Source organism: Micromonospora sp. NPDC005215 (assembly GCF_040607915.1).
Classification (GTDB): domain Bacteria; phylum Actinomycetota; class Actinomycetes; order Mycobacteriales; family Micromonosporaceae; genus Micromonospora.
The window spans coordinates 41,627-65,145 of record NZ_JBEXHQ010000029.1 but is presented as its reverse complement, the minus strand read 5'-3'; the positions used below and the strand labels follow the sequence as shown (position 1 = coordinate 65,145).

Sequence of the window (23,519 nt, the reverse complement as noted above, 5' to 3'; positions counted from 1 at the left end):
ACGTCGACAGTGACGCTATTGCCGGGGCCCGCCCCCGGGCATCGGGGTTCAGCCCGCATCCGGCCCGGTTGAACTAGGGGCTCCGCCACCTCGTACGTTAGGGGGAGAGGGGGAAACCGTCCCGGCGAGATTAGGGTCCCGACCAGGGGCTGATCTCTGGTACGAACGTAGGAGCCCGCGGGGTTCGCCGGGGGTGGGTCGTCGGCAGCACCGACACCATCGCCACCGGCCGGCCACCTCACGGGGGGAGAAGAAGAGACGATGCCGTACGTCCTGGGGATAGACATCGGGAGCACCAACACCGCTGCCGCGGTCGCCCGGCGCACCGGCGCGACCTGGACGCGTCCCGAGCCCGTTCCGCTGCACGTCGGCTCCCCTGTCGTACCGTCGGTGCTGTGCCTGGCGGAGGACGGCTCACTGCACGTCGGCGAGCCCGCGACCGACGACGGCAGCCGCACCACCCGGGACTTCGTCCACCGGATCGGTGATGACGTGCCCCTGCTGCTGGGCGGCGAAGCATGCACACCGCAGACGCTGACCGCGGAACTCGCGGCGTGGGTGGTGGAGCGGGTGCACGCCCTGGAGGGCGGCCCGGCCGAGGCGGTCGTGCTCAGCCACCCGGCGGGGTGGCGCCCGTACCGGCGGGAGGTGCTGCACCGCGCCCTGTCGGACTTCGGCCTGCGGCACGTGACGTTGCTGCCGCGCACGGTCACGGTGGCCGAGAGCCACGCGGCCCGCGGGTTCGCGGGCACCACGGCCGCCGTCTACGCCCTGGGGGGCAACAGCTTCGAGGCCGCGCTGGTGCGTCGCACCCCACGCGGCACCTACGAGACGTTCGGCACACCCCAGGGTCTCGACTCGGTTGGCGGCGCCGACTTCGACGAGGCGCTGGCCGGGCATACCCGTACGATGCTGGCCCGGGAGCTGGCCAGCACCGCACGCCGCGGCACCCAGGCCGCGCTGCGCGGACTGCGGGCGGAGTGTGACCGGGCCAAGCGGGCGCTGACCGTCGACCTGACGGCCGACGTGGTGTTGGCCCTGCCGAACGGCCCAGCACGGATACCGGTGACCCGGGCGCAGTTCGAGCACATGATCCGCCCGATGGTGCAGACCACCGTCGACCTGCTGCTCCGGGCCGTGCAGAGCGCCAACCTGACGTCGGCGCAGCTCGACGGCGTCCTGCTGGCGGGCGGCTCGACCCGCGTTCCGCTCGTCATCGAGCTGATCAGCGCGGCCCTCCCGGTGCCCGTCGAGGTCGAACCGGACTCGCAACTGACCGCCGCCGCCGGCGCGGCGCTGGCCGCCGGCCAGGTGGTGTCGCCGCGCCCTCGCCAGTCGGCGGCGGTCCGCGACCCGGAGCGCAGCGCCGGGCGGGCCACCATCCCGGCACCGCGCCGCCCCCATCACGACACCGTTCCGGGCGATCCGCCACCGCGGCCCCCGGTCCGGGTCCTCCCACTGGACCTGCCGAAGCCGTCCCGCCTGGCACTGGCCCGCAGCCGGGGACGCGAAGGATGACCCCAATGATCATGAATGACATCGCCGCACCAGGGCTGACGCTGGACAAGGGGCCACGGGCCCTGCTGGACACTGTCGCCCAGGACCCGAGCGGCCCACTGGCCGTCGGCATCGCCGGCCCCGGTGGCCACGGCAAGACAGCGCTGCTCGCCGAGCTGGCGCGGGTCCACCAGCGGGCCGGGATCACCGTACGCACTGCCGCCCCGGAGCCCGGCGAGCCGGTCGACAGCGACACGCTCGTGCTTGTCGACGACGCGCACCTGCTCGACGACGCACGGATCGAGGTGCTCCTGCGCCTGGTCGGCACCCGCCGGCACCGCCTGGTGGTCGCCCACCGCCCGTGGCCCCGGTCGGCGGCGCTCAGCGAGCTGGTCGACTCCCTACGGCGGGACGGGCAGGCCGTGCTCCTCACACCGTTCACCCGGGAGCAGACCGCCAGCTACCTCACCGCCACCGCGGAGCTGGGCCACCCGGACGACCTTGTCGACTTCGTACACACGCAGACCTCCGGCGTACCCCGGGATGTCGAACGGCTGGCCCGCGGCCTGGCCGGCGCGGAGACCCGGACCGGCGCGGTGGTCACCCCACCCCGGTCCGTCGTCGCCGAGTTCGGCCCGGACCTGGACGTGCAGCCCGCCGCCGTACGACGGCTGCTACTCGCCGTCGCGGCCGGCGGGTCGCTGCCGGCGAACATGCTCGCCACGCTCCTCGGCGTGGACCCGTCGGCGGTGGACGAACTGATCGCCACGACGCGAGCGGCCGGGCTGCTCGGCGCCGACGGCCGGCTCGCGCCGATCGTCCGGCGGGCGGTCACGACGCTCAGCCCCACCACCGACCGGACCGCGGTCTGGCGGCGGCTCACCGAGGTGCAGCTCGCTCGGGGCGGCGCGGTGCTGCCGCTGGTCCGTTCCCTGCTCGCGGTCGGCGCGCTCGGCGACTGCCCGGCCCCGACTCTGGCCGCCGCGGCGGGTGAGGCCCTGGCCGACGAGCCGGCGTTCGCCGCCGAACTGTTCGCCGCCGCCACCGCGGCCGGACAGCCGGCCAGCGCGCAGCAGGCGCTCGCCGCCGCGCTCGCCGGCAACCTCGACGACGCCCTGCGGTTGGCGGACCGACTGCTGGCCACCGCCGCCCCGCCCGACCGCTCCGAGGCGGCAGTGGTGGCGGCGACCGCCCTGGCGCACCGGGGCCACGTCGGCCGCAGCGTGGAGCTGTACCGGTGGTCGGGCACCGCCTCGGCGATGGCCTTCGCCGTCGTCGGCGGGCTCGCCAGCGGAGACCTGGACGCCACCGCCGAGTCACCGGCGGGCGACCCGCTGGGCGAACCACCGACCCTGCACGCCAGCGCCGCCCGACTGATGGCCAACGGGGTACGCGAGAGCGTGAGCGGCCCGCCGACCGCCGCGCTCTCCGCGCTCGTGCAGGCCGCCGCGCTGCTGGAACCGGACGGACGGGCGGCTCTCCTCCCGGACAGCCCGGCGGCGCTCGCCGCGCTGACGGCGGTGCACTGCGGTGAGCTGGAGATCGCCGAGCAGGTGCTGCACCGGGCCCTGGGGGCCGGTGTCGGTGGTCCGCTGATGGCTCGCCGCCACCGCCTGTTGCAGGCCTGGATCCTGATGGTCCGGGGCGAGACGCGCGCCGCGACCGAGCACCTCGCCGCGGTGACGCTCGACGGGCGGCAGTTGGAGTCACGCGACCTGCTCTTCGCCGCCGCGATCCGGATGGGCGTCGGCCGCCGCACCAGCGACATCGGGGCGCTCAAGGGTGGCTGGGGGCACGCGCTGGAGGCGGTGGTCCGGCACCCCGTCGACCTGTTCACGCTCCTGCCGCTGGGTGAGCTGGCCATCGCGGGCGCGCGCCTCGGCGACCTGGCCCGGCTCGATCCGTACCTGCGGGAGGCGCGCGCGTTGCTCGGCCGGCTCGGCGACCCACCATTGTGGAGTGTGCCGCTGCACTGGAGTGGCCTGCACGCGGCGATCCTCACCGGCGCGCCGTCCGTTGCCGACGAACACGTCGCGGCCCTGCTGGCCGCATCCGACCACAGCCGGTACGCCGCAGTGGTCGCCGCCGCCGCGGAGTGCTGGGTGGAGGTGCTCCGGGGTGTCGTCGACCCGTCCCGCGTGGAGGCCGCCGCCCGAGCGCTGCACGACACCGGACTGCGCTGGGACGGTGCTCGCCTCGCCGGCCAGGCCGCCATCCGCACCGCGGACCGGCGGGCGATGACCAGCCTGCTGGAGTGTGCGCGGGCACTACAGGGGCGACCACCAGGCGGCCACGGCGAGCAGGCACCGACGACCACCACCGAGAGCACCGCGCGGGTCGCCGGCCCCACCCAGCAGGGGCTCAGCGACCGTGAGTACGAGGTTGCCGAGCTGGTGCTTGCCGGGTTGACCTATCGCGAGATCGGCGACCGGCTCTTCATCTCGGCCAAGACCGTGGAACACCACGTGGCGCGGATGCGCAACCGACTGAACTGCGCCAACCGCACCGAACTGCTGGCTCTGCTGCGCACCGTCGTCGCCGACCGGGCCAGCGACACGGCCGGGCAGCCGTGGCCGCAACGGGCGACCCGATGAGGGGCCCACGCCGGGGACGCCGCCGCACCGAGCGGAGCGCGACGTGACGCCCAACGAGGTCCGGCTGATCCGGACCAGGCTCGTCGTGCTGGCCGCCGTCCTGGTCACGCTCTGGTCGTACACGGCCTACCTGACCAGCCAGGACGCCATCGACCTGCTGCGCGTGCGGGCCCTGGCGGACACCCTGGGCCAGCCCATCGACCGGCTGATCCTGAGCCTGCAGGCCGAACGCCGGGCCAGCGCCGAGACGATCGCCGGAGCGACAGCGACCCCGCTGGGCGGGGCGCGCGAGGTCACCGACCGGGCCGCCGCCGAGCTCCGCAGGTTCACCGCGGGCCGCGACGTTCGGTTGCTCAGCGCCGGCGAGGTGCGCGACCGGGCCGACGAGCTGGTCCGCCGGCTCGACGGACTGAGCACGATCCGGTCCCAGCTGGACGCCGGAAAACTCGACCAGACCGAGGCGGTCGACGGCTACGACCAGATCGTCGACGTCGCCTTCCGGGTGTACGGCCCGGAGTGGGGCGTGTACGAGAGCACGTTGGCCGCCGACAGCCGTGCGGTGATCGCGCTGGCCCGCGCCCGGGAGTTGCTCGCGCGGGAGGACACCCTGGTCAGCGCGGCCCTGACCGCCCAACGGCTCGGGGTGGACGACCGACGCCGGCTGACCGAACTCGTCGACAACCAGCGTTTCGCGCGGACCGAGGCGGCGGCCGGGCTGCCCGCCGACGGCCCGGTCGCGCACCAGCGGATCGCGAACGGCCCCGAGTTCGCCGAACTGATCGCCCTGGAGGACAGGCTGGTGCGGGCGGATGCCGCCAACGCCCTGGCCGGGACCACCACGGCGAGCTGGCGGGCCGCCGCGGACGCCGCGCTCAACGCGCTACAGACACTGGTGACGAGCACCGCCCGCAGTAGCGTCGAGCGGGCCACGCCGGGTGCCGCCGTGATCGTCGCCCGGACCGGCGCCGTGGTGGGGCTGGGCCTCATCGTCGTGCTCGTGCTCCTGCTGAGCTGGGCGAGCACCGTCCGACGGCTGACCGACGAGTTGACGCGGCCGGTCGTCGACGCCCCGGTCCCGCCCCCGGTTCCGCCCCCGCTCCCGCCCCCGGATGTCGTGGCAACGCCCGACGGCCCCGACCGGGAGCTGTTCCTGCGGATCACCCGCCGCAACCAGGTCCTGCTGCGCGACCAGCTCAACCTGCTGGACGGGATGCAGCGCCGGGAGCGCTCCGCCGAGGAGAGCGGCGAGCTGTTCCAGCTCGACCACCTGACCACCCGGGTCCGGCGCAACGTGGAGAAGCTGATCGTCCTCGCCGGCGCGCGGCCCGCCCGCCGCTGGCGGCGCGCGGTGCCGCTGCTCGACGTCGCACGCGGTGCCGTCGCCGAGGTGCCGGACTACCACCGGGTCCTGATCGCGCCGCACTGGCCGTGGTCGCTCGCGGGCCCGGCCGTCACCGACGTCGTCCACCTGCTGGCGGAGCTGGTCGAGAACGCCCTCGCCTTCGCGCCGGCGGACACCACCGTCCGGGTCAGCGGCGAGCACCGACCACAGGGGTGCGCCGTCCTGGTCGTCGACGACGGGCCCGGCCTGACCGACGCCGCGCTGGCCGACGCGAACCACCTGCTCGGCAGCCCGCCGGCCGATCCACCCACGGGTCCCACCGGTCTGTACACCGTCGCCGTGCTGGCCGACCGTTGTGGCGCCCACGTCTCGCTGCGTCCCAGCCGGCGCGGTGGGACGGCGGCGGTCGTTCTCCTGCCGGCCCACCTGGTCTCGGTGACCGACACCGGCCGGGGACCATCCACCGCGCCCCCCACCACCCCGTACCCGCCGGCGCACCACGGCACCGGCCGGCCCGATCCGAGCGGCGACGGCGCGCTGCCGACCCGGGTCCGTCAGGCCGGGCCAACCGGCCCCGAACACGGCAGGGCCGGCCTCGACACCGTCGAGATGCCGGCCGCCAGAGCAGCGAGGAGACACCCATGACCTCCGCAGTGGTCACCGACGACGGCCTGACCGGTGCCCTGGACCGCCTGGTCGACCGAGTGCACGGCGCGGAGTTCGCCGTCGTGCTCTCCCCGGACGGGTTGCCCCTCGGCGGCTCCCGGCAGGTGGAGGCGGAGCTGGCCGAGCAGATCTCCAGCGTCGTCGCCGGCCTGATCGCGTTGGGGCTGGCCGCCACCCGCACCTGCGACGCGGGCGGTCTGCGTCAGGTCGTGGTGCAGATGGCGCGAGCCTTCCTGTTCGTCGCCACCATCCCGAACGGGACCATCCTCACCGTGCGGATCGCCGGTGACGACGTCAAGGTCGGCGACATGGCGTACGAGGTGGCGCTCTTCGTGGGACAGGCCGAGCGGCACCTGCCGATCACACTGGGACCGGCCTCCTCCGCGACGATCGGGGACACTGGTGCACACCAGCGGCGCCCCTGACGAGGCGTGGTACGACGACGACGCGGGTCCGGTCGCCCGGCCTTACACGATGACCGGCGGGCGTACCTCTCCCGCCCGTGGCCAATTCGACCTGATCTCACTGGTCGTCGCCCGGCGGGCGGCCACGCCTCCCACACCGCTCTTCCCTGAACAGGCGCGGATCGTCGAGCTGTGCCACGATCCAGTGTCGGTCGCCGAGGTCGGCGCCGAACTGGACCTCCCGCTGGGGACGGTCCGGGTGCTGCTCGGCGACCTGCTCGCGGCCGGGCTGATCGAAACGCACGACCCGCCGATGCTGTCGGAACTGCCGACCGAGAATCTGCTTGAGGCGATACTCGTCGGGCTCCGCGCCCTGTGACAGCAGGTGCCATCCGCGACCGGGACGGATCGCGGGCGGCATCCGGCGACGAACTGAAGGGGAGACAGGCAGTGCCGGCAATACCACCCCAGCCACGCCGTACCGTGGCGATCATCCTGCTGGACCGGATCGTGGCCCTCGCCACGGCTGCCCGGCGGGTGCTCACCGGTCGGGACGACACCTCGCGGGTCACCTGGGTGGCCGTCATCGCGGTGCTCGGGGTGCTGGTCGCGACAGCCGTCCTCGTCGCCGGGGTGCTGCGTACGCCGGAGAAGCTGGCACCGGTGACTCTCGACCCGCCGCTGTCGGTCGATCAGGTGGGCACACCGCCGGCCGGCACCCCCCGGGCGCAGGCGCGACCGGCGGCCACCAGCCCGGCGGTGGCCGCTCCCCCGCCAGCCGCCTCGGCCACCGCGGTCCCACCGACGGTCGGGGCCACGACCAGGCCCGCGCCGACGGGTTCGACAGTCACACCCACGCCGGCCGCCCTGATCGCCGACTTCGCCATCGAGGACAACGCCCTGCTCAGTTATGGCGCGGCCGTGACGATCACCAACCCCGGGCCGGTGTCGACACCACAGTGGACGTTGGTGCTCACGTTTCCCCGGGAGTCACTGCGGGTCAGCGCGGTCGAGGGCGCACGGGTCACCCACGACGGCGCGGTGTGGACGTTCGCGCCGGACGACAGCGCGGGCCAGCTGCCCGGCAGCGCGTCGGTCCGGGTGACGTTCCGGGTCAACGGCGCGCCCGCCGGCGCCGCCCCCGAGGCGTGCACCATCGACGGAGCCGGCTGCACCGGGCTGTCGGACTGATGGAGTCCTCAGTGGACGGCGATGGGCAGCTCGGGTCGCTCTCGCCGCCGCCGCCGCAGGGCCGGCAGCGCCGGCGCGAGCGCCAGCAGCATGGCCAGGCCGGCGACGGGTAGCAGGTCGAGGGTGACAACCGGCAGGACGATGCCGACGACCAGGAGCGGCGCGCTCCACCACGGCAGCCGCCGTTTCGCGGCGAGCATGCCCGCGAGGACGACCAGGCCGAGGAAGAAGAACTGGGGTACGACGTCGTAGAAGGCCACCTCGACGCCGGGGATGTCCTTGAAGTCCGCGCCGAGCGCCGACATCTCGGCCCGGTCCGCGGCCAGGAGACCCTCCACGATGTCGGCGCCGAACTGCACCATCGTCGCGGCGAGCCCGACCATCGTGAGGGTCACCACCCCGGTGCGCCAGGGGCTGCGCGGCAGGAGGCGGGACAGCGCGAGCACACCCGGGACGAAACACACCATGCCGGCGAGCGCGACCAGGTGCGCGGCCTGCCAGTCGATCCCTGGCCCGTACACACCGTCGGATCTCGCCCACAGGCGGACCAGGCCGTAGGCGGTGATACCGACCGGTCCGGCGATCACGTAGAGCGCAGCGCGTTTCATGCTGGTCATCATCTGCTCGTCGGCGCCCCGCCGGCCTCCGGGAAGATCCCTCGCCCGGCCCTGGGTTCCGCCTCAGGTTTTCCACCGAGCAGACCCTCGGCACCGGGACGGTGGTCGGTCGGGGCTGCGCCCTCAGGCGCGCCAGATCGGTCGAGCGGCGGCCAGCGCGGCCTCCTGGTACGGCGTCCGCGGCGAGTCCGCGGCAATGACCTCCACCGGCCACTTCTGCCGCAGCGCGACCCAGAGGTTCGACATCACGCCCGAGTACGTCGAAAGCTCATCAGTGCCCTCGGCCACCTGCAGCACGTACGTCCACGCCGCCGCGTCCGGTGCGCCGTCCAGTGGCGTCCGCCAGGCGCGGTGCAGGCTGCGGCCGTGGCGGCGTGGGGCGTCGACGGACAGGAGGTTGTCGGCCGGAGCCGGGTCGGGCGCGTCCGTGGGGCCGTCGACGCTGAACCGGTACGACAGCGGCGGCACCTGCGCGATGGCCGGCACGTCGGCCAGGTCGGGGCCGTCGGGTTCACCGATGAAGGTGCGCAGCAGGGCCCGTTCCTCGCTGGTGATCCCGACGCCGTAGAACGCCAGACTCAGCAGGAGGGTGGCGTCGGCCAGGTCGAACTCACCCGCGGCGTAGTTCTCCCGGACGGTGCCGAGGACATCGCCGGGGAGCCGGCCCACGAGCCGCCGGCACACGTCGGCGACCGTCGCGTACGTCTTCGCATCCATCGTGTTCATTTCTTCTTGTAGTCGCCGAGCTCGGTCCGCGTGACATTGCCCTGGTCGTCCTGGACCACCCTAATGATCTTGTTGCCCTTCGGGCCCTCCCAGGTCCAACTGCCGTCGCCACCGACGTCGGGATTACTGTAACGGGGAGGGTTGCCCATCGGGATTCCCTGCGGAGCGGGGTTTGGCGCCGGCGGGTTGCTGATGACGCCCGGGTTGGTCCGGTCCGGCGGGAAGGCGGTGCGGATCTCGCCGTCGGCGAGCACCGTCGTCTTGACCTGCACACCATCGACGACGCCGACGTAGTCGTAGGCCCACGCCGGGTTGCCGTCCGCGTCCTTTGTCGGGTACGGCCCCTTGTTCGGCGGCCCCTGCTGCGTCACCTGGTGCGCGGCGTCGAGGATCTTCGCCTCGTCCCAGTTCTTCGGGAACTCCGTCTTGTTGGAGAAGCCGGTGCCCGCGAGGTGGCCGCCCTGTCGACCACCGTCGCCCTCGATGATGTGCTTCCTCGACGCGTCGCTGTGCTGGATGCCGTCGGCCGTCGGCGGCTTGGTCGGCGCGGGAGGTGGGGTCGGCTTCGCCGGCTTGGTGTTGCCTGGTCCCTGGCCGACCCCCGGTGGATGGCCCTGCTGCGCTGCCTGGCCGGTGGCCTGCTGAGCACTGGAGATGCCCTTGCCGGCGTTGATACCGCCGTAGCTCTTCGGGGGCTTGCCGGCGCCGCCACCGCCACCCGTGCCGCCGCTGCCGCCGGGTTTTCCGGGCTTCGCCATGGACGCCTTATCCGTTCAGGATGCGGGTGAGGTTGGTCAGGCTGGTGATCAACGCGCCGACGTACATGAGGATGCGCCCGGCCCACTTGACGACGGCGGCGATGATCTGCGCGGCGATGATCGGGATCGTGACGACGAAGATGGCCTCGACCGCCCAGACGATCACGCGGGCCACGAGGTCGGCGATGAGGTCGCGCACGATGTCGCGGGTGAAGGCCACCAGGTTGCCGGCGCCCTCGGTGGCCGCCGCCATCGCGGCGGAGACCGCGCCGAGCCCGCCGAGCGCCTCGACGTTGTGGTCCATCAGGCCGTGGTAGGCCAGCGCGGCCTGGCCATACCACTCGGGCAGGTCGCCGTCGAGGTGCGCCCGCAGGTCGTTGGCCATGCTGTGCAGCTCGGCGGCCATGTTGTTCCAGGTGGCGGCGTGTGCGGCAACCACGTCGGGCATACCGGTGAGGTTGTCGAGCATCTCCCGCAGCGGCTCGAAGTATTCCATCGCCCAGCCCAGACCGTTGGCGAGCAGCGCGCTGAACGGATCCAGCACCGTCACCGCCGCGTCGAGCCCGAACGCGGCGCCCGCGAGCAGATCGTCGACCCAGCCCTCGCTCCTGATGGCGTCGACCAGACCCTCGACGCTGTCGGCCAGGGAGGCGCCCGTCCAGGCCTCCCGGGTGGAGGTGACGTCGGCGACCAGTGACATGTCGGTCATCGCGTCGCCCTCACCGGGTCAACTGGCTTTCCACGCCGCTCATCAGCGTGGCGTTGTCGCCGTCGACCGCGTCATAGCCGTCGGCGGTCTGGCGCAGCCCCGAGGCGGCCAGCGTCAGATTCTCCTCGACCTCCGCGAACAACTCGTCCTGCCGAGCGTGCTTGCCCGCCAGGACTCCGGAGATCCAGCCGCAGAGCAACCCGTACGCCGAGTCGTCCTGGGTAATGTGCGCGCTTGCCGCCTTCACCGCCGCGAAGCGCCCCGCCAGCGCCTCGATGTTGCGCGCGTGGGCGCGGATCTCGTCCGCGTCGACAGCGAACCCGTCGTTCACCAGAATCACCGCCAGCCTCGGTGGCCGTCAGCTCGCCGCGCCACATCGTTCATGATCATCAATGGCGGAGTCTAACAAGCGCTCACCTTCGAGGTGACCCCACGTCAGGTCCGTCCAGCCGGCGTCGCAAGGGCGCGGTCCACGCCCGCGCGGTCGGGTGGCGAGCATCGCTCATGCTGAAGTGGTGATTCGTTTCGTACTGAATGTGCTGTGGCTCATCTTCGGCGGTGGCATCGTGCTGGCAGTCGGGTACGGCGTCGCCGCGCTCGTCTGCTTCCTGCTTGTCGTCACGATCCCGTTCGGTGTGGCGTCGCTCCGCCTCGCCGTCTACTCGCTGTGGCCCTTCGGCCGCACCCTGGTGCCGAAGCCCGGCGCGGGCGTCGCGTCCGGGTTGGCGAACATCCTCTGGCTGGTGCTGGCGGGCTGGTGGCTCGCGCTGTCCCACATCGTCGCGGGCATCGCCCTCTGCGTGACGATCATCGGGATTCCGTTCGGCATCGCCAACTTCAAGCTCGTGCCAGCGGCGTTCTGGCCCCTCGGCCGCGAGGTCGTGGACCTGCCCTGAGCTTGGAAAATGAGGACTCCCGGTCCCCCGCCACTTCTAACATATAGCGCACTGGGGGGCTTGCGGCAAGACCCGGGTCGTGCCGCAAAATCGTCGGCCGAGGCCAGAATCTGCCGAAATGGAAGTCATCATTTGAATTCCTTGCCCACCTCCGTGTTCGATCTCCCCGCGCACCTCTCGCCCAAGGCCGCCCCGACGCTGATCGCCCGGGACGAGCAGCATTTCGCGACGATGGCGGACAGCCTCGATCGGCTGAACGCCGAGCTGTCCGAGCGCCTCGCCGCCGAGCGCAGGGCGCCCGGCGGCAAGGGCCGGCAGGCAATGGACCGGGACGAGGAGATCCGCCGGCTGACCGGCCGCCTGCGCACGCTCAGTCGCTTCGGCCTGGACCTGTGTCTCGGCCACGTGGTCGGCGCGGACGACCCCGAGCCCGTGTACGTCGGGCGGCGCGGACTCACCGACAGCACGGGTCGGCGGCTGCTGCTCGACTGGCGCTCTCCCGCCGCCGAGCCGTTCTTCGGCGCCACCCACGCCAACCCGATGGGGCTGGCCAGCCGTCGCCGGTACCGGTGGACACGCGGCCGGATCAGCGACTACTGGGACGAGGTGTTCACAGCGGACGGGTTCGTGGGGCACGCCGTCGCGCTCGACGACCAGTCCGCGTTCATCGCCAGCCTGGGCAGCGCCCGATCCGCCCAGATGCGGGACGTGCTCAGCACCATCCAGGCCGACCAGGACGCCATCATCCGGGCGGGATCGGCCGGCGCGCTCGTCGTGGACGGCGGTCCGGGCACCGGGAAGACCGTCGTCGCGCTGCACCGCACCGCCTACCTGCTCTACTCGGACCCTCGCCTGGGCCAACGCCGAGGCGGCGTGCTCTTCGTCGGGCCACACCAGCCCTACCTGGCCTACGTCGCCGACGTCCTACCCAGCCTCGGCGAGGAGGACGTGCAGACCTGCACCCTGCGGAACCTCGTCGAGGAGGGCGGCACGGCGGTCGTCGAACCCGACCCGGACGTGGCCCGGCTGAAGTCCTCGGCGGACCTGGTCGGGGCGATCGACGCCGCGGTCCGGTTCTACGAGGATCCGCCGGTCAAACCGATGACGGTCACGACCGACGAGGCCGACATCTGGCTGAGCGCCGACGACTGGGCCGACGCGTTCCAGGCGCCGGGGCCGGGCACCCCGCACAACGAGGCGCGCGACGAGATCTGGGCGGAGTTGCTCACGATCCTCGTCGACAGGTACGACGGCGACGAGCCGGACGACGTGCTGCGCAGGTCGCTGTCGCGGAACCGGGAGCTGCGCACCACCTTCAACCGCGCCTGGCCGTTGCTCGACGCGGCCGACCTGGTGGGAGACCTGTGGTCGGTGCCCGCGTACCTGCGCACCTGCGCGCCCTGGCTCAGCCCGGAGGAGGTTCGGACGCTGCGGCGCGACGAACCCCGGGCCTGGACCGTGTCCGACCTGCCGCTCCTGGACGCGGCCCGGCGGCGCCTCGGCGACGCGTCGGGGCGGCACCGCCGGCACGACCCCGCCGCCGCCATGGAACGCGAGCACCGGGCCCGGGTCGTCGAGGAGCTGCTCGCGGCCGACACCTACGACGACGGCGAGGGCCTGCTGACGATGCTGCGCCAGCCCGACCTGCGCGACGCCCTGCTCGACGAGTCCGCGCTGCCCGCCGCCGAGCCGGACCTGCTGGCCGGCCCGTTCGCGCACATCGTCGTGGACGAGGCCCAGGAGCTGACCGACGCCGAGTGGCAGATGTTGCTGGCCCGGTGCCCGTCGCGCAGCTTCACCATCGTCGGTGACCGCGCCCAGGCCCGACACGGGTTCACCGAGTCGTGGCGGGAACGCCTTGAGCGGATCGGGCTCGACCGGATCAGCCTGGCCTCGCTGAGCATCAACTACCGCACCCCGCAGGAGGTCATGGCGGAGGCCGAGCCGGTCATCCGGGCCGTGCTCCCGGACGCCAACGTGCCGACCTCCATCCGCGGCAACGGGCTCCCCGTCGTGCACGACTCGGTCGCCGAGCTGGGCACGATCCTCGACGCCTGGCTCACCGAGCACACCGACGGGACCGCCTGCGTGATCGGCGATCCGGCGTTCCCGCCGACGTCGCGCGTCCGATCGTTGAGCCCGGAGCAGGCCAAGGGTCTCGAATTCGACCTGGTCGTCCTGATCGACCCGGACGCGTTCGGCACGGGCGTCGAGGGCGCGGTGGACCGCTACGTCGCGATGACCCGGGCGACCCAGCGACTCGTCATCCTGACGGGTTCCTGAGGGTGCTCGGCGATCGGGCCGCCGGCTTCGGCGTCGCCGGGGACGGCGGTCGGCAACCAGTACGCTGCGCCCTGTGGAGTTCCAGTTGCTCGGGGACGTCGCGGCCAGCCACCGGGGCAGCCCGGTTGAGCTGGGTCGACGACAGGAGCGCTGTCTGCTGGGGCTGTTGCTGCTGGAGCCCGGCCGGGTGGTGCTGACCGAGCGTCTGATCGAACTGCTGTGGAGTGACGTCGACCCGGCGGATCGTCGCCCCACCCTGCACACCTACGTGGCCCGGCTGCGCCGACGGCTCGCCCCGTACGGGGTTCGCATCGTCACGCGCGGCGCGGGTTACCTGATCGACGTGGACCTCACGACGATCGACCTGCACCGGTTCACGGCAGAGGTGGACCGGACGCGCGCGATCGCCGAGCCCGCGGCCCGTGCGCAGGCCCTGGCGGCGGCCCTCGAGCTGTGGCGTGGACCGCTGCTGGCCGGCGTCGCGGACGAGAAGCTGCGCCAGCGCCTCGGGCACGGTCTTGAGGAGCGGCGGCTCGCCGCCTTCGAGCGGCGGGTGGAGGCCGAGCTGGCCGCGGGTGAGCACGTCCGGGTGGTGGGTCTGCTGGCCGATCTGGTGCGGGAGTTCCCGAGCAGGGAGCACGGGATCGAGCTGTTCATGGTGGCGTTGAGCCGGGCGGGCCGGCGTACCGAAGCGCTGGAGGTCTACCGCGACGCGCGACGCGCGCTGGTCGAGGAGTTCGGTGTCGAGCCCGGCCAGGATCTCCAGCGCCTGCACCAACGGATTCTCGCCGACGATCCGGATCTCGGGTTGCCGACGCCGATCGGCCCGGAGAGCGCCTCGGCCGCGCCGAGACACCTTCCGCGCGACGTCCCGGGCTTCGTCGGCCGCGATGGGGACCTGGTGACACTCGACAACGTCATCAGTGGCGCCGGCGGGTCCTCCGGCGTCACAGCGGTCTGCACGATCGGCGGGATCGGCGGGCTGGGCAAGACGGCGTTGGCCGTGCACTGGGCGCACCGGGTGGCCTCGCACTATCCCGACGGCCAGGTGTTCGTCAACCTCCGTGGCCACGGACCGGACACTCCTACCCGTCCGATCGACGCGTTGGGCCAGCTGTTGCGGGCGCTGAGCGTGCCACCGGAGCGGATCCCCCTCGACGTCGACGAGGCGTCGGCGCTCTATCGGTCGACGCTCGCGAACCGGAAGGTGTTGGTCCTGCTCGACAACGCCGTCTCCTCCGAGCAGGTGCGGCCACTACTTCCGGCGTCGGCGCACTGCCTGACGGTCGTCACCAGCCGCAACCGCCTCGACGGCCTGGTGGCCCAGGACGGGGCGCAGAGCCTCCGGTTGGGCCTGCTGTCCGACGACGAGGCGTACCAACTGGTCGCCACGATGATCGGCGCGGACCGCGCGGCGGGGGGCCAGGACCAGATCCTCCGGCTGGCGGCACTCTGCGGAAACCTGCCACTGGCGCTGCGTGTCGCCGCCGCGCGGATCGTCGTGGACGACCGGCTGACCGTCCAGGATCTGCTGCTGGAACTCGCGAACGCCAGGGAGCGGCTGTCCGGGCTCGCCGTCGAGGGCGACACGGCAGTACGAGGTGCCTTCGCGGTTTCCTACCGGGCGCTACCGGCCACCTCGGCGCGCGTGTTCCGGCTGTTGGGGCTCGTGCCGAACACGGCGCTGTCGGCCGCGGAGGTGGCGGTGCTCGCGGGCCGGCCGGAGAGTCAGCTCCAGGAATGCCTCGCCGACCTGGTGCACCGGCACCTCCTCGACGACGACGGCACCGGCCGCTACCAGATGCACGACCTGCTCCGGCTGTACGGCAGGGAGCGGGCCGAGCTGGAAGACTCCGAACAGGATCGCCAGGTGGCGGTGACCCGCCTCGCCGACGCGTACGTCCAGCACGGGGTGGCCGCCCAGGCCGTCCTGCACCGTCTGCGCGCATCGGTGCCCATGCGCATCCTGCATCCCCTCGCGGAGGCACCCAGCTTCGACTCGCTGGACGCCGCCACCGCGTGGTTCCAGGTGGAGGCCGGCAACCTGCTGGCGCTTGTCAGAATCTGCGACGGCCTCGGGCTGGCGCGGGAGACCTGGCAGCTCGCCGACTGCCAGTACAGCTTCCTCGTCCGGACCCACGCGCTGACCACGCTGCGCGAGACCCACGAGCTGGGAATGGTCGCGGCTCGTCTCGACAACCGGCCGGACGGTGAACGGCTCATGGCGAACGGGCTCGGTGTCGCCTACGCGTTGGGACGGGATTACGACCAGGCGATTCGATGGATGAAGGTTGCCGCGCAGCTCAACCGGGAGCAGCTTTCTCCCCGCGACGAGATCGTCAGCCGGATGAGCATCGGCAACGCGTATGGACAGAAGGGCGACTGGAACGAGTCGGAGAAGCACCTGCGCGCGGCCATGGCTGGTGCCCGGCAGTTGGACGACGTGTTCATCCTGTGCGTCTGCCTGAGCAATCTCGGGTGGCTCTACACCGAGCAGGGCAGGGCGCAGGAGTCGCTGGCCCTGCTCGAAGAGGCGCTGGGCATCGCGGTCGACAACGACATTCGGCAGCAGATTCCACCGCTGGAGGTGCACCTCGCGCACCAGAACGCGAACCTCGCGCGGTACGAGGCCACGGTTCGGCACGCCAGGGCAGCGGTGGCGCTGCGCCAACTCGGGGATCGTCTCAGCACCGCGCGGGGGCTCTACTGGCTCGGCGTGGGTCTCGACGGTCTCGGCGCCACCGAGGAAGCGGTCGACTGCTGGCAGGAGTCGTTCGAGCTGATGACCGAGATCGGCAGCGCCGACGTCGAGTACCCCGCCGCCGCCCTCACGCGCACCGCTCACCACGCGCAGACCGACCCGGCCTGAGCCCTCGCGAGGTCATCTCGGCCTGGTAAGGGTTTGGTCAGACCTCCGCGTCAATCTCTCGGGTGGGGCCGGTGTGCGGTGACCGGCCGTACGGACCCGAGGGCGTGCCGGGTGACACTCGCCCTCGGGTGGGGTAGGCACGAGCCTTCTCCGCAGGGCCAGCACGGGGGTGGCCCTGCGGAAACGCCGTTCACCGAGCCGCACCCCCTGCTCCTGCGGCGTCAGCTCAGGGCCGGAGGCGGGCCAGCAGGTCAGTCCCCTGTCGGAACGCCACGCAGTCGACCAGACCGTGGGAGTGACACGCCCGCAGGATGCGCTGGATCAGGCCGAGGTCGTGGGCGTACAGGGCGCGGCGCAACGCGATGACGGCCAGCAGATCAGCCACACCGTCGCGAGCCCACACCGGCATCCGGTCCAGTGTGGTCTGCCAGTGCGGGGTGGGCGTGCGCTCGGGCAGCAACCCGAGGAGTTCGGTGCCGATACCGCCGCGCCACCGCGCCTGCCCGGCCGGCCACGACCCGGGCGGGCCGTCCGCGCCCGGCAGCATGGTCGCCGCCATGAGCAGGCCCTGCACGTACGTGGTGTGGTAGGCCGCGCCGACGACGCGGCGGGTTCGATCGTCCGACGCCAAGCCGGCGAACCGGCCGCTCACCAGCCCCAGACCGGGCAGGTATCCGACCTGGTCCTCCACCTCGGTCAGCACTCGGAACCCGAAGGCGCCAGCGGCCGACCACGGGGATCTCAGGTATGGCCAGGTCAGCAGCGCCTCGGCGGCGACGTCGAAGTCATCGTCGTCGAGGCTGCGGGCCAGGGCCGCTGTCGCGTCGGCGAGGATCGCCGATCGCGGTCGCGGCAGCTCCGGGTGGAGCACGCCGAAGCCGGTCAGGTAGATCAGCGCGTGGGTGAAGCCATACACCTCCATCCTGGTGGCCAGCATGGCGTCCAGCCCGGTTCCCACCCGGGTCCGTCGGGCGGCGCCCACCGTCGGCGGTCGAGGTGGGCCACCGATGGTGCCGAGCCACGCGAGCTCGAGTTCCTTCCACGGCAGCCGCTCCGACATCTGCGCCACAGTGCTGTCCATCGCCGTGGTGAAGACCGCGTCGAAGCTCGGGTCGGAGATGCCGAGGCGAGTGAGGCACACATGGGCGACCCCGAGTTCACCCGCGTGCGTCGGCCAGAGGCGGATCCGCGTACGCAGCGCCTCGCTGCGCGCGTGCGGCACCAACTCGGCCGCGATCTCGTCGATCAGTTGGGTGGCGGTCGGCCGGCTACAGCGCTGCGCGGCATCGGCGGCGGCGACCAGCAGCAGGGCCGTCTCGCTGATCACCTTCTCCGGCAGCAGGGCCGTGTCCCCGGTGTCGGGCAGCAGGGTGCGCACTGTTCGGCGGGCTACTCGCAGCGTCCTGAGCAGCCGTTCCTCGATGTCGGCCCGCTCCCACCGCGGCGCGGTGGGAGCGGCAGCCGGCAGACTGTCAACCGTCAAGTTCGCCGCCCAGGGAACGCAGCCCCGTCACGTCGTCCAGGGCGGTCAGCTCGTTGCCCATCACCCAGACCGAGACAACGCTCGTGTAGCCCTGTGCGATGTAGTCGGAGGCGACCAGGTCGGTGCCGTCGAGCACCTGCGGCAGCACTTCGCCAACCGCCTTGCCGAGTTGCTCGAAGTTGAAGCCGCCGTTCGTCGCCAGGTTCCGGATGATCCCCAGCTCCTTCTCGGAGGGGGTTGCCCTGCGGGATCGCGCCATGTCCAGCCCTTCGTGCCCGACCCGGCCCCATAACCGGGTGTCTGCACAACAAGGGCCGCACGGCAGCCGCTGGATACATCGGCGGGCACAAAATATCGAATCAGTGCCCGGCTCCGCTGTCGTACCGGTCGGTCAACCGGTGCCGAAGCAGATGAAGGCCGCCGCCGAGCCGGGTGGCACCGCGCCGGCAAGCGCCGCGGCCGGTGCCCGGCCTGCGGCGACCGCCTCGTGGAAGCCGACCATCACCGTCATCGCCACCTCGTCACTGACCCGGCCGACGCTGGCGACCACTGTGGCGGTCCCGGCGGCGAGCAGCGCGGTGGACATCCCGAAGGTCTCGTCGCCGGGTCGGACGTCGGCGAGCCCCAGGTCGCAGGAGGACAGCACCACCATCGATGGTGCGACACGGAGCCGCAGCACGTCGTACCCCAGCAGCGGACCGCCGGACAGCTCAAGAGTCGAGAAGAGCGCGTTCTCGGCCTGATGGCTGCCGTGCGCGGCGAGATGGGCCAGGTCGCTCCCATCGAGAGCACCGAGGGTGGCTGCCGGCGTGGCGTCGGCCCCGGTGAGGATGGTGGCGGTCGGATAGACCCGGCCGATTGCCTGGACCTCGGCAGCGCCACGATTGGTGCCCGGTCCCGCGGCCAGGACGATCGACCGCGCCGCGACGCCGACGTCGGCCTTCGTTGACGACCGCAGCCGCTGGCGGGCGGCCAGCCACGCCGTCGCCGACGGGGCGACCGTCACGGGCCGACCCCCGCAACCGGGCAGAACCGCCCAGGGTGTGGTCATCAGCGGGCCGGTCGGCACCACCACCAGATCGCGGTCGCCGATCCGGGGCAGGAGTGGGGTCAGCAGGATGTCCGCGAGCCGTTCGGCGTCCCGACGGGTCGCGGCCCGCACGGCGCGAGCCAGCTGGCCGGGCAGCACTGTGGTGACCTGCGCGTCCAGGTCGGCGCGCAGCCGCAGGACAGCCTCGGCCGCCTCCTCGTACCCGGCCAGCGGGACGAGCTGGGCGGATCGACCGGTCAGCACCAGGGCCCGCAGGACGCCCTCGGTCACCAGGTAGACCACCAGCGCCGCACCGCCCAGTTCCGCCGCGACACGGCCCAGTGGTGCGACGTACGGCGTCGGGGTCGCGGTGCGCCCGGGAGTCGACCAGGACCTCTCGCGGATGGCCCGTTGCAGCTCGTCGATCCGGCGGCGGAGGTCGTCGGCCGGCCGCCCGGCAAGCTCGGCGTCGCGGAAGGCGTGCCGGATCTGACGTAGCTCATCCAGGAGTGCCGCCGCGGGTGCGTCGGTCGGCGGCCGTACCGGCGCGAGCAGCAGTGCCTGGGCGCGAGCGCGCTCGCACCACCGGTAGACGGCGGCGGCGGGGCCCCTGGCGACGGCGGCCGCCAGGCCGGCTCTGGCCAGTTCCTGGCCCCGCGCGGCGGCACCGGTCTGCAGGTCGAGGCTGCCGAACTGGGTCCGGTGCCGGTGCAGGGCCGCCATCCCGGCGAGCAGGGCGCTGCGCGTCTGGGCAGGCTTTCCGCTCGCGGAGGCCAACTCGGCGCGGGCCAACCACCAGAGCAGGCGGGTGTCGAGCCGGTCGATGGGTCGGGGCCGACCGATCTCCCGCAGCGTTCGCGTGGCGCGGGCGGTCGCGCCGGATGCGATCATGCTCCGGACCGCGACGATGGCAGCGATCCGCGCATCCTCGGACAGCCCGAGGCGGGTGAGACGGGCGGCCAGCGCGAGCGCCCGACCGGTCGTCGTGGGCCTTCCCTCGGACCGGGGATCCGTCGGATCCAGACCAGCGCGCAGCACGATGAGCTCGGCGAGCGCCGCCCGGCGGGCGTTGCGCCGCAGCAGGAACGCGGCACGCGCCTGCCGAGCCCACCGGATGGACAGCTGCGGATCCCCGGCCAGCAGCGCCACCTCCGCGCGGACCTGGAGGGCGTCGGCATACGTGTGATCCAGCTGTTGCCCATGGGCCTGGCTGATGGCCTCAGCAAGCTCACGGTCGGCCTGGCTGAACAGGCCGGCGGCGAGGAGCGCGCGGGCTCGCTCCACCGCGAGGTTCGCCAGCCGTCCGGGGGCGAGCGTCTGGTAGGTCGCCCGTGCGGTGGCGAACGCGTGCAGCGCGGCGGGCAGGTCTCCGGCGGTGACGTCCAGACAGCCGAGGTTGGTGCCGATGACGGCCGCCTGCAGCTCGAGCCCCTGCCGGTCGGCGATGTGCAGTGCCCGCGTCAGGTCGGCCCGCGCGAGCCGCAGCCTGCCCGCCTCCTGGTGCACGAGGCTGCGATTGTTCAGCGCCCGGACCAGGTCCTGCGGATAGGTCCCCTCGGTCATCAGCGCGATTGCCGAGTCATAGTGTTCAAGCGCCACCGTGTTGTGCCCGGCCCTCTTGAGCAGGAGGGCGCGCTGCGCGAGAAGGATCGGCCGGATCTCCTGCGGGGCGTCGGTCTCGGCCTCGTCGAGGAGCTGGAATCCCCGATCCACCCGACCTCGCTCGGACTCCGCCCAGGCAAGGCTCAACAGGATGCGGGACCTCAGCTCGGTGAGCGCCGGTTGACCGGTGACCAGCCGCAGTCCGGCGCGCAACTCGCGTACCGCTCGGGCGGGTCGACCGCCGTCGCTGGAGGCCAGGGCTGCCGCGTGCAGGCGGGTCGCGACATCGGCGTCGCCGGGGGCGAGCCGCTGACGGGTCACAGGGCGAAGGACGGGGTGACAAGCAACGGTCCGTCGACGCCCTCCTCCGGATGACACAGCAATTGGACGAGGCCGTGCGGCACCGGGTCGAAGACGAACCGACCGGTCTCGTCAGCGGTCACCAGCTGTGACGGCGCGGGCTCGGGGAAGCGCAGCTCGACGCGGAGGGCGGCTGCGGGGGCCAGCCAGCCGTCGATCCGGACCGATCCGTCCGGGCGGTCCACCATGCTGATCATGATGGTCCGGCTCGGTGTGGCGAAGGTGGTGGTGCGGGTGCGTTCGCCGGAGCGGGCCGCCCCGACAGGTTGCTGCTGGGTGGCCAACCCGGCCACCTCGATTGCCAGGTGGCGGAGGCCGATCGCGAAGCGCACCCGGTCGTCGAGGTCCGTCGGGGGTGGGTCGAGGTGCCCGTAGAGCACTGCGAGTTGGTCGAGCATCGCATGATCATCGTCATCCAGCGGCTGGCCGGCCAGGTCGGGGTTCACCGTGCGCTCCAGACCGGGTCGGTCGTCAACAGCTCGCGCAACTTGGCCAGGCACCGGCCCCGGGTGGGGCCGACGCTGCCCCGCGGCATGCCCATCGCGTCCGCGACGACCGCGTAGTCCGGGCGGTCCACCTGGGCCAGGACACGCAGCAGCCGCTGGCACCGGTCCGGAAGACGCCGAACCTGGCGCCAGAGTGCCTTGTCGCGTTCGTCGGTGAGCAGACGATCGTCGAGTTCGCTGGCCGGTGGGAGCGCGGCGTCGGCCTCGGGTGGTGGCCGGCGGGAAAGCTCCCGAACCCGCCACGCCTCCCGGCGGGTGGTGGTGACCAGCCACGCGGTCAACGCCTGCGGAGAACGAATCTCCTGTAGCCGCCGGAGCAGTTCCAGCCAGGTGGTCTGCACCACGTCGGCGGCCTCCTCGGCGGTCAGGCCCTGACCGCGGGCGACATGCCACAGCAGCGGGTTCACCTCACGCACCACGGTGTCGAGGGCGTCGGTCTCACCACCCTGCGCGCGGTGCAGGCACTCGGCCAGCAGCGCTCCCCGGTTCGCCGGTGTGCTCATGTCGCGGCCCGCGCGGACCGGTCGGCCACCGCCTGCGCGAGGACGCCGGCATGGCTGGCCGCGGGGAACGAGGTGCCGCTCCAGTACGCGAACCCTCCGCCGTCGGCGACCGTCGTACGCAGCGGCATGATGCTGACGACGTTGGTCCCCGCACCCCACCCCCGCACCCAGACGCCGTGATTGCTGAACCTTGCCCGCTCGGTCGGCGAGACGCGTGCACCGACACTGATGACGCTCAACTCGGCGTCGGCGGCGAAGGCCGCCGGATACACGGGCTGCTCACTGCCGCTGTTGCCGGCGGACGCCACCACCGTGACGCCCAGTCGGGCCAGCCGTGCCAGTGCCGCGCGTACGGGTGCCAGGTCCTCGTCGCTCGTCTCGGCGGTGCGACCGAAGGCAGCCAGCACCACGTCCAATCTCATGCCGCCGTCGCTCTGGTCCGCCAACCACGTCAGCGCGGCCGCGACGTTGGTGTCGCTGGCTCTTCCCGAGTCGTCCATCACCCGCAACGACAGGAGGCGGGCGTCGGGCGCGGCCAACCGGATCAGGCCGGCGAGGAAGGTGGCGTGGCCCCAGTGGCTGCCGTACACGCCGGGCTCCGCGCTGGGGATGGGCAGCGGGGGCACCCAGCCCGGGGCCTCGGTCCAGTACGGTTCGCCGCTGTCGAGCAGCAACACGTCGTGGTCCTGCACGCCGGTGTCGAGCAACGCCACGACCGGCCGAGGGCTGGTGAAGGCGCTGTCCGGCCGCCGCGGGCCGGGCACCGGCATCTCCTCGGGCGGCGCGGGGAGCCAGGCGGCCGTGCCGTGCCCCAGCTTCCGGCCGCTGGCCAGATAGGGCGGATAGAGGTCGCGCTCACGCGCGCCGTCTTCGATCGTAGCGGCCCGGAAGCCGGTGTCGGGGGCGCTGGAGCCGGACGACGGACCGCGACCGTTGCCGTACGGATGCGACACGTCTACCTCCACGATCCGGCAGGGGTCGGTGCGGCCGGTGCTCGACAGACAGGGAGTCGGGCAAGCGGCACAGATACCGCCGTCCAGTCGACCACGTCCGGCCGACGCCGCCCACCGTTCTGTCGGGGCAACGACCGACGACCTGGCGCCTCCGGACGGACCGGAGGCGCCAGCGACCGCCGTCGAGCTAGACGAGTACGTCCTAACTGTGCTGCCCAGGAATACCTGGGCCTGGCTCAGGCTGTGGACGCAGCCGGCGGCGGGCGGTGACTGTCGGTCACCTCCACGGGGACGGATGCGGTAGTCAGCGATATACCTCTGAGTCATATTCATACCTCTGAGGTATACCGCTCAGCAGCACATCACTTGGTGGGCCAGCCACAGCGAATGACGAGCGCCTTCGCTGCGCCGCAGCCCCGTCCTGATCTGGTCATGGTGGCCGGTGGTCCGGTTGTGCCAGATCGCGGCGGTCATCGCGAGGGAGTCGCTGGGCGACCCGGGCGGCTACCCCTTCGATAGTTCGTCCGCCG

The 23,519-nt window shown here is 72.5% G+C and carries 20 protein-coding genes; 9 read left to right on the top strand and 11 right to left on the bottom strand.

Going from position 1 to position 23,519, the window contains the following annotated elements; translation table 11 throughout:
* Window positions 1-261 precede the first annotated feature (261 nt).
* The 6 genes from ABZU25_RS21720 (at window position 262) to ABZU25_RS21695 (ending at window position 7,694) form a co-directional block, all read left to right on the top strand.
* Window positions 262-1,518, top strand: coding sequence for an Hsp70 family protein (locus tag ABZU25_RS21720; protein ID WP_355031173.1), 1,257 nt, complete (start codon window positions 262-264; stop codon window positions 1,516-1,518).
* Between the two features lie 5 nt (window positions 1,519-1,523).
* The gene (locus ABZU25_RS21715; RefSeq protein ID WP_355031172.1) at window positions 1,524-4,091 is read left to right on the top strand and encodes a LuxR C-terminal-related transcriptional regulator; all 2,568 of its coding nucleotides are present in this window, start codon (window positions 1,524-1,526) and stop codon (window positions 4,089-4,091) included.
* A 43-nt stretch (window positions 4,092-4,134) separates the two neighbouring features.
* Entirely contained in the window at window positions 4,135-6,078 is a 1,944-nt protein-coding gene (locus ABZU25_RS21710) for a nitrate- and nitrite sensing domain-containing protein (protein ID WP_355031171.1), read from the top strand.
* On the top strand, window positions 6,075-6,524 hold the full coding sequence (locus ABZU25_RS21705) for a roadblock/LC7 domain-containing protein (protein ID WP_355031170.1): 450 nt from the start codon (window positions 6,075-6,077) through the stop codon (window positions 6,522-6,524). The genes ABZU25_RS21710 and ABZU25_RS21705 overlap by 4 nt, the downstream gene beginning before the upstream one ends.
* Window positions 6,499-6,882 carry a DUF742 domain-containing protein gene (locus tag ABZU25_RS21700; RefSeq protein ID WP_355031201.1) on the top strand — a complete coding sequence of 128 codons (384 nt, stop codon included), beginning with the start codon at window positions 6,499-6,501 and terminating at the stop codon, window positions 6,880-6,882. The genes ABZU25_RS21705 and ABZU25_RS21700 overlap by 26 nt, the downstream gene beginning before the upstream one ends.
* A gap of 71 nt (window positions 6,883-6,953) precedes the next feature.
* Entirely contained in the window at window positions 6,954-7,694 is a 741-nt protein-coding gene (locus tag ABZU25_RS21695) for a cellulose binding domain-containing protein (RefSeq protein ID WP_355031169.1), read from the top strand.
* A gap of 8 nt (window positions 7,695-7,702) precedes the next feature.
* On the opposite strand, the gene ABZU25_RS21690 is transcribed toward ABZU25_RS21695, so the two are convergent.
* From ABZU25_RS21690 to ABZU25_RS21670, 5 genes are all read right to left on the bottom strand, one after another.
* Window positions 7,703-8,302, bottom strand: coding sequence for a hypothetical protein (locus tag ABZU25_RS21690; protein WP_355031168.1), 600 nt, complete (start codon window positions 8,300-8,302; stop codon window positions 7,703-7,705).
* A gap of 132 nt (window positions 8,303-8,434) precedes the next feature.
* Window positions 8,435-9,037: a hypothetical protein gene (locus tag ABZU25_RS21685; RefSeq protein ID WP_355031167.1), complete on the bottom strand. Its 603-nt coding sequence runs from the start codon at window positions 9,035-9,037 to the stop codon at window positions 8,435-8,437.
* Window positions 9,034-9,795 carry an EndoU domain-containing protein gene (locus tag ABZU25_RS21680; protein WP_355031166.1) on the bottom strand — a complete coding sequence of 254 codons (762 nt, stop codon included), beginning with the start codon at window positions 9,793-9,795 and terminating at the stop codon, window positions 9,034-9,036. The genes ABZU25_RS21685 and ABZU25_RS21680 overlap by 4 nt, the downstream gene beginning before the upstream one ends.
* A gap of 7 nt (window positions 9,796-9,802) precedes the next feature.
* Window positions 9,803-10,504 (bottom strand): hypothetical protein, encoded by a 702-nt coding sequence (locus tag ABZU25_RS21675; protein ID WP_355031165.1) that lies wholly within the window; start codon window positions 10,502-10,504, stop codon window positions 9,803-9,805.
* 10 nt (window positions 10,505-10,514) lie between these two features.
* Window positions 10,515-10,835, bottom strand: a complete 321-nt coding sequence (locus ABZU25_RS21670) for a type VII secretion target (protein ID WP_355031164.1) — start codon at window positions 10,833-10,835, stop codon at window positions 10,515-10,517.
* A gap of 184 nt (window positions 10,836-11,019) precedes the next feature.
* Between ABZU25_RS21670 and ABZU25_RS21665 the strand changes: the two genes are divergently transcribed.
* From ABZU25_RS21665 to ABZU25_RS21655, 3 genes are all read left to right on the top strand, one after another.
* Window positions 11,020-11,400 carry a YccF domain-containing protein gene (locus ABZU25_RS21665; protein ID WP_355031163.1) on the top strand — a complete coding sequence of 127 codons (381 nt, stop codon included), beginning with the start codon at window positions 11,020-11,022 and terminating at the stop codon, window positions 11,398-11,400.
* Between the two features lie 141 nt (window positions 11,401-11,541).
* Window positions 11,542-13,683, top strand: a complete 2,142-nt coding sequence (gene helR, locus ABZU25_RS21660; RefSeq protein WP_355031162.1) for an RNA polymerase recycling motor ATPase HelR — start codon at window positions 11,542-11,544, stop codon at window positions 13,681-13,683.
* Between the two features lie 73 nt (window positions 13,684-13,756).
* On the top strand, window positions 13,757-16,552 hold the full coding sequence (locus tag ABZU25_RS21655; protein WP_355031161.1) for a BTAD domain-containing putative transcriptional regulator: 2,796 nt from the start codon (window positions 13,757-13,759) through the stop codon (window positions 16,550-16,552).
* A gap of 226 nt (window positions 16,553-16,778) precedes the next feature.
* Here ABZU25_RS21655 and ABZU25_RS21650 read toward each other — a convergent pair whose 3' ends face one another.
* From ABZU25_RS21650 to ABZU25_RS21625, 6 genes are all read right to left on the bottom strand, one after another.
* Complete coding sequence (locus ABZU25_RS21650; RefSeq protein WP_355031160.1) at window positions 16,779-18,035, bottom strand: hypothetical protein; 1,257 nt, start codon at window positions 18,033-18,035, stop codon at window positions 16,779-16,781.
* Entirely contained in the window at window positions 18,025-18,294 is a 270-nt protein-coding gene (locus ABZU25_RS21645; protein ID WP_355031159.1) for a hypothetical protein, read from the bottom strand. The genes ABZU25_RS21650 and ABZU25_RS21645 overlap by 11 nt, the downstream gene beginning before the upstream one ends.
* Before the next feature lie 132 nt (window positions 18,295-18,426).
* The gene (locus ABZU25_RS21640) at window positions 18,427-20,988 is read right to left on the bottom strand and encodes a CHAT domain-containing tetratricopeptide repeat protein (protein WP_355031158.1); all 2,562 of its coding nucleotides are present in this window, start codon (window positions 20,986-20,988) and stop codon (window positions 18,427-18,429) included.
* Window positions 20,985-21,473, bottom strand: coding sequence for a hypothetical protein (locus ABZU25_RS21635; RefSeq protein ID WP_355031157.1), 489 nt, complete (start codon window positions 21,471-21,473; stop codon window positions 20,985-20,987). Before ABZU25_RS21635 ends, ABZU25_RS21640 begins: the two co-directional genes overlap by 4 nt.
* A complete protein-coding gene (locus tag ABZU25_RS21630) occupies window positions 21,470-22,036 on the bottom strand; it encodes a sigma-70 family RNA polymerase sigma factor (RefSeq protein WP_355031156.1) in 567 nt (188 codons plus the stop codon). The genes ABZU25_RS21635 and ABZU25_RS21630 overlap by 4 nt, the downstream gene beginning before the upstream one ends.
* Entirely contained in the window at window positions 22,033-22,989 is a 957-nt protein-coding gene (locus tag ABZU25_RS21625; RefSeq protein ID WP_355031155.1) for a S8/S53 family peptidase, read from the bottom strand. The genes ABZU25_RS21630 and ABZU25_RS21625 overlap by 4 nt, the downstream gene beginning before the upstream one ends.
* Between the last annotated feature and the right edge of the window lie 530 nt (window positions 22,990-23,519).